General features: G+C 69.4%; 8 protein-coding genes. 4 read left to right on the top strand and 4 right to left on the bottom strand.

Annotation, left to right across the window (positions count from 1 at the left end; genetic code table 11):
• A partial coding sequence (locus VFZ20_RS30245; RefSeq protein ID WP_329687697.1) for a hypothetical protein occupies positions 1-765 on the top strand: 765 nt, incomplete at its 5' end.
• Positions 766-837: 72 nt separating this feature from the next.
• Here the strand turns inward: VFZ20_RS30245 and VFZ20_RS30250 are convergent.
• Positions 838-1086: a hypothetical protein gene (locus tag VFZ20_RS30250; protein ID WP_329687698.1), complete on the bottom strand. Its 249-nt coding sequence runs from the start codon at positions 1084-1086 to the stop codon at positions 838-840.
• 197 nt (positions 1087-1283) lie between these two features.
• Between VFZ20_RS30250 and VFZ20_RS30255 the strand changes: the two genes are divergently transcribed.
• Complete coding sequence (locus tag VFZ20_RS30255) at positions 1284-1586, top strand: 2TM domain-containing protein (RefSeq protein ID WP_329687699.1); 303 nt, start codon at positions 1284-1286, stop codon at positions 1584-1586.
• Positions 1587-2156: 570 nt separating this feature from the next.
• Here VFZ20_RS30255 and VFZ20_RS30260 read toward each other — a convergent pair.
• Both VFZ20_RS30260 and VFZ20_RS30265 read right to left on the bottom strand, forming a co-directional pair.
• Entirely contained in the window at positions 2157-3503 is a 1347-nt protein-coding gene (locus tag VFZ20_RS30260) for a hypothetical protein (protein ID WP_329687700.1), read from the bottom strand.
• Positions 3504-3636: 133 nt separating this feature from the next.
• A complete protein-coding gene (locus VFZ20_RS30265; protein ID WP_329687701.1) occupies positions 3637-4209 on the bottom strand; it encodes a YceI family protein in 573 nt (190 codons plus the stop codon).
• 517 nt (positions 4210-4726) lie between these two features.
• Here VFZ20_RS30265 and VFZ20_RS30270 point away from each other — a divergent pair.
• Both VFZ20_RS30270 and VFZ20_RS30275 read left to right on the top strand, forming a co-directional pair.
• Positions 4727-5011, top strand: coding sequence for a hypothetical protein (locus VFZ20_RS30270; protein WP_329687702.1), 285 nt, complete (start codon positions 4727-4729; stop codon positions 5009-5011).
• Positions 5012-5019: 8 nt separating this feature from the next.
• Entirely contained in the window at positions 5020-5838 is an 819-nt protein-coding gene (locus tag VFZ20_RS30275) for a helix-turn-helix domain-containing protein (RefSeq protein ID WP_329687703.1), read from the top strand.
• Positions 5839-5941: 103 nt separating this feature from the next.
• On the opposite strand, the gene VFZ20_RS30280 is transcribed toward VFZ20_RS30275, so the two are convergent.
• Positions 5942-6311, bottom strand: a 370-nt coding sequence (locus VFZ20_RS30280; protein ID WP_329687704.1) for a deoxyhypusine synthase family protein, incomplete at its 5' end; no start/stop codon positions are given.

Below are 6311 nucleotides of genomic sequence, written 5' to 3' on the forward strand. Positions count from 1 at the left end.
ACGCTGGAGGTGCGCCTGACGGCCGATCCGCGGCGCGTGACGCTGGACCCCATCGTGGCCCAGGGCGCGCCTCGGCAGTGCGGCGGCGACCTGCTCAACATGTCGCAGGCGGCGACCCTCTGGGACGAGGCGCGCAAGGCCCTGTTCAGCGCGACCCTGGCCGCGGAGAGCGGCCGGTACCGCTTCGTAACCGAGACCCGCGAGCGCCGCGTGAGCCTGCGGGGAGGGCAGGTGCTGTCCGACGGGACAACGCGCCACACCAGCGTGGGGCTGCCCTTCAAGCCCATGGCGGCGGACAGCCTGGTGGACGGTTCGTACGTGGTGATGACACCGCAGCAGGTCATCGTCAACGGGGTGGACGCGTACGCCATCCTCTCCGACGCGTTCCTGCGGCACCACTGCTTTGGCGTGCGCGACGGCGGCCGCGAGCGGCCGGGGATGATCGGGCTGGAGTTCGTCCCGCTGGCCAACCGGGTGCAGCCGGACGTGCGGGGCGTGCTGTGGATGGACCGCGCCACGGCCGAGCTGAGCTTCGTGGAGTACGGCTATACCGGCCTGCGCTTTCGCGGGCCGGTGCATCGCCTTACGGGCCACATGAGCTTTACCCGGCTGCCAAGCGGCGTGTGGGTCACGGACAGCTGGCAGCTCACGGCGCCCATGCTCAGCGCCGAGCGCGAGCCCACGGTGGTGCTGGACATGCGCCGCTACCGGCTGTGGGCCCTGAACGAGCGCAGCGCCCGCATCGTGTCCATCGAGACGCAGTAATCCGCCGTCCAGCAAAGCACCCCGGCTCCGCGCGGAGCCGGGGTGCGGTGCGTTCCCTGGCGATCGGCGTCTTCAGCCGATGCGGTTCGCGCCGATGTCGGCGCCGAAGCAGGCCTCGATGCAGGTGTAGTGGCACAGCGTGCGCGCCGTGCAGTCGCCGCCCTGGCACGTCTTCCAGTCGGTAACGGGCAGCAGCCCCACCTCGTCCGCGTCGCCCGGCTGCTCCTGGCGCGCGTGCACGGTGCCGCGGGCGGACGGGGCGGCGGCCGTCTCGAAGCTCTCCACCCGCAGGGCGTCCGGTTCCAGCTTGATCTTGGCCATGGGTGCCTCCTGGCTGTGGACGGATGATCGGCGCGTCGTGCACCGGTCCGCCGAAAGCTGCCTCGCATCCACATCCAGGTCAACAAACGTCTGAATAAGATACAAATAAGTGCGATTGCATGCTGCGCAGCCCGCGGCACCCCGGGCGCGTACGTCCTCGGATGAAGGGCTCAAGCAGTGACGAGGAGAGAAGCGTGATGCGGGACGACAGGCGGGCGCCGCCCCCGGCGCGATCGGAGCAGGCCGCGCTGGACCGGGCTCGCCGGCGCGCGCGGCGGATGACGGAGCTGCGCGACCACTGGATGGCGTGGTTCGTCTGCGGCGGCGGCCTGGCCGCGATCGACGGGCTGGGGAGCAAGGGCGTGCTCTGGTTCCCGTGGCCCGTGGGCGCGTACGGCGTGGGCCTGGCGGTGCACTGCGCGTACGTGGTGTGGTTCGGCGAGGGCTCGGCGCGCGAGGAGCGGATGCTGGCACGTGAGCTGGAGCGCCACGGCGGCTGATCGAGGCCATGGTAGCTGATCGAGGCCATGGTAGCTGATCGAGGCCAGAGACGGCTGATGGAGATCATCAGAGGGCGGGATCCCGTCGCTGCGCGACGGGGGGCCCTCTCCCCCGCCGCCTGCGCCGCTCGTTCCTCGCGGCTCGGTGGCGACCCCTCCCCCAACTTCGGGGGAGGGGTTGGTGAGAGGGCGAGATCGCGCACCAAGGACCACCTTCGCGCCGGACCGCAGTTCTCCCCCCTCCCCCGCGAAGCGGGGGCAGGGGGCCGGGGGGAGGGGGCCCTCGGCGGGCGAGACACACTCCGCCACGCTGCACGTGCCCAGCGCCCCGTTCTGGTCTCCTCTCTCCGCGAGGACCGAGCGGGGAGAGGCCGGGAGAGGGGCGGGCTGCTGCCGGCGGGAGACGTCCGGATGTCGAGATGAAGTTCTCCCTTCCCCCATTCTGTTTATGGGGGAGGGTCGGGGATGGGGGGGCTCGCCCTCCGCGCGATCCATCCATCGCTCACCAGACTGCCAACAAGAAGCGGGGAGCCCGTCCTGGGCTCCCCGCTCCGTACCTCCGTACCGTCCTCAGAAGGCGATCACGCCCTCGATCGACAGGCCGTTGAACTTGGCGCCGTTGCGGATGTCCGTGGCGGCGAAGCCCTCGTAGTCCTGCGTCACGTACTCCACCTTGGTCAGCAGGTTCTTGGTCACGAACCACCCGCCCGAGAACGCCGTCCGCGTCACCGTCAGGTTCGTCTGGTTCGACCAGTCGCCCGTCACCCGGTTCCAGCGGCCGCCCACGTACAGCTGGTCGTTCAGCAGCCGGTACACCACGTCACCCGCCAGCTGGTTGACCTCGCGGCGATCCGCCGCGGCGGCCGCCTTGCCGCTGGCCGGCTCGATCACGCCGAACAGCTCCAGGTTGCCCAGCTCCACGTAGGGGTTGATCTGCCAGGCCGAGATCTCGTTCGCGAAGCCCGGGTTCACGCGGCCGTTGGTGAACGAGGTGCCCGCCTTGAGCGTGGCCGTGTCTTCCAGCACGCCCCAGTACCGGCTGCCCGTGCGGTCACCGCCGTACAGCGTCACCGCCGGCGACGAGCTCGCGCTGTACAGGCTGCCCGTCAGCCGCAGGCGAAGCATCGGGCTGAACTGGCGGTCGAAGCCCACCTTGCCCAGGTACGCGGGGCTGGCGTCCACGGCCGTTTCCTTGATGTCGCCCTTGTTCTCGCCGCTCGTCACGCCGCCCATCACGAAGGTGCCGTATGGCCCGCGCACCATCACCTCGGCGCCGATCTCCGTCGTGAACGCGTCCAGGACGTAGTTCTCGATGAACGGGTTGCGGATGGTGTTGCCGTTGTCGCTGCGGCGGAAGTGCGCGTCGCCGTAGTTGATCTCCATGTGGCCCGCGCGGATCGTGGTGTACTCCATGATCCGGTTGAGCACCGGCACGTCGATGGGCGAGGCGTCGATGGTCGCGTAGCCGCCCTTGACCCAGAACTCGTTGTGGTGCCGGCTGGCCATGTAGCTTTCCAGGTCCACCCGGATGCCGCGGGCCAGCTGCGCGCCGATGTTCAGGTTGGCGCTCGCCAGGTTGAAGCCGGGGCGAATCTGGCCAAGCGTGGTGTTGGGCGCCGCCGTGGCGCTCGTCTCGTGGTCCAGCGCCTGGAAGGTCTGCGCGAACGCACCGCCGATCTGCAGCTGCAGGCCGTTGAAGTCGCGGCCCTGCTTGGCCGGCTCGAACTGTCCCACCCCGCCCGCCGAGGGCGAGCCCACCACCACCGGCAGCGCCGACACCGTGACGGGCGCCTGCGTCGCGGCAGGTGCGGGCGTCGTGTCCGCCGGGGCCGTGTTCGCCGCCAGGTGCGTCTGGGCGCCCAGGGGGGCGGCCGCCAGCACGGCGAACGGCAGCAGCGCACGATTCAGGGTTTTCATCGTTCCGTCTCCGAGACTCGGAGGTTCCGTCATGCGGGGGCGCGGGAGTGCGCCCCCGTTTGCTGCGCGGCGTCCATCCGCCGCCCGATCACTCTTTCAAACCGCTCCGGCCGATTCCGATCAGCCGATCACTTCAGGGCCGCAGGATCACGTCGAAGCCGACGGTCACCGGGGCGTGCACCCTCATGGTGCCGGCCATCAGCCGCGGGGGCTGCACGCCAAAGTCCGTCATCGTCAGCTGCTCCGTGCCGCGCACCCGCAGCGAGTTGCCCTCGCGAACGGCCGTGCCGTTGATCGTCACGTCGCGCGTCTGGCCGGCGATGGTCAGCTGGCCCGTCATGGCCACCGCGCCCTCGGCGCCGCTGGGCGTCACCCGCACCGACGTGGCGCGAAAGCGGATGGTGGGGTTCTGCTGGGCCTTGAGCGCGTTGCGCATGTGGCCGTTCATCGTCCCGTTGCTGCAGTCCAGCGTCGACAGCGGGATGGTGAGCTCGCCGCGCGCCTGGCCGATCTGCGCGATGTCGGTGCTGCCGGCGTCGGCCGTTCCGCTCACCTGCGTGCTCTCGCAGCGCCAGCCGCGCACGGTCGAGGTGCCCGAGACCCACACCTTGCTTCCCGCGCCAAAGGTCAGCGGCGGCAGCGTGCTGGCGGCGATCAGCGCCGGGACGGCGACCACAAGGGCTCCCGCGAACAGTTGCTTGCGCATGGTTCTTTTCTCCTGGTGCGCCGGTCCTCGTGACCGCCTCCGGCCTGGCGGGGCGGGCCGCCCGATGCGGCCGTGCCAACTGAGGATGAAGCTAGTCCCCGCCGGGGTGCCCGTATGTCGGCGCCTTTGCTGAAGCCGTGAGGGAGAGTGCGCGCGACGCGATGTGGTCCGCCCGCCGACCCGCCGTACGCGCGGAAGGAAGTTCGCCCGGCGCCTCAATGGAGATCTGCCCGACACGGATGGAGGGAGGAGAAGCAGGCGCAGGGCTGAGCGAACCCGCGTAAAACGTTGCGATCACACAGGATATGAGGCACGTACGGATCTTCACTGCATTCTCACGCAGAGGGAGCAGAGGCAGCAGTACTGCGGGAGGCGCGGATGGAGGATCGGCGGCAGGTGGAGGCTCCACCGGGTCGTTTGCGTCACCTCACCGGACGTGACACCATGCGCGTGCGATTGACAATTCGTCCGGTAGTGGATTAGCTTCGTGGATGAGGCACGCGGACCCGGGAGGTGGATGGTGGGGAAAGTGGAGTGCTTCGAGATCGCCGGGCTCGACATGCGCTTCCCGGCGAACGACCATCTGCCGTACCACTTCCACGTCACCCGACCCGGGGAGTGGATGATCAGGGTGGTCATCCTGCGGTGCTCACGAAGGCATGGCCTGTACTTCACCACGGTCTGGGCCCGCGGAGGACGGGGGCCCACGCCGGCCGAGCTGGACGCGCTGCTGGAGAACGTCGTGCGCCACAAGCGACGGCTCCTGCGCGAGTGGCAGGAGAAGGTCCGTCCTCAATCGTAGCGAGGTTCATGATGGAGCCGTTGACCGTGCTCGTGGCGGATCCAGAGGGCGATTCCGCGCTCCCGGAGGGGCTGGATGCCGGGCTGCTGCACGCCACCCGCAGCATCGAGACGGCCTGCGACGCGCGGCGCGTGTTCGTCGTCAGCTCGGCCACGGAGCTTCCGGCGGTGGCGCCGTGCATCAGCCGCGCGGCGCGAAAGCACCGGCTGCACGGGCTGTTCGTCCGCAACGACATGGGAGAGCACTGGGTGATGCAGATCTTTGAGCGGGCTTCGCTCCGGCGCATCCGCAACTCCGTGGTGCACCGGGACATGCGGGTGGGCCAGCGCATTCTGCAGGCGATGGCGCTGGGCGCGCCGGAGCACTTCATCGCCGATGCGACCGTGGCGAACGGCAGAATCCACGCGATGGACTGCGCGTTCAACCTCTACGAGATGGCGTTCGACGCTTATCCGTCACTCCGACGCATCCCCCCCGACCGGCGCCAGGACTATGACGTCATCATGGACGGCGCCTACCTGCACTGGGACGACTACGACGTGGACCTGGACCTGGAGTCCATCCGCATCGCGACCGATCCGCGGCTGCGGGCCCGCGTGCAGCGGGAGCGCGTGATGCACGACCAGGCGTTCGGCGCGGCCGTGCGTGTGTTCCGCGATGAAATGGGCCTGCGCCAGTCGGACGTCGCGGGATTGTCCGAGCGGCAGGTGCGGCGGATCGAGAAGGGAGAGACGGTGACCCCCGCGGCCGTGGACGCGCTCGCCGCCGCCCACGGCCTGGACCCGGACACCTACCTCCACGAAGTCGCCGAGCGCATCGCGGATTGATCCGCACCCGGATCCAGACGCGGAGAACCCCGGCTCCGCGCGGAACCGGGGTACTCTGCTGCCTCTGCTCCCTCTGCGTGAAAAAGCAGTTGGTGTTCCTGCCCTACTGCTCCATCACGAGCGCAAAGACGAGCGGCGCCACGATGCTGGCGTCGGACTCGATGATGTACTTGGGCGTATCAATGCCCAGCTTGCCCCAGGTGATCTTTTCGTTGGGCACGGCGCCGGAGTACGAGCCGTAGCTCGTGGTGCTGTCGCTGATCTGGCAAAAGTAGCCCCACAGCGGCACCTCGGGCCGCTGCAGGTCCTGGTGCAGCATGGGCACCACGCAGATGGGAAAGTCGCCCGCGATGCCGCCGCCCACCTGGAAAAAGCCGATGGACGACGCCGCGGCCGCCTCCGTGTACCACTCCGCCAGGCGCATCATGTACTCGATGCCCGTGCGCACCGTGTGCACGTTGCGCACGTCGCCG

It is taken from the genome of Longimicrobium sp. (assembly GCF_036280135.1).
In the GTDB taxonomy this organism is placed as follows: Bacteria; Gemmatimonadota; Gemmatimonadetes; order Longimicrobiales; family Longimicrobiaceae; genus Longimicrobium.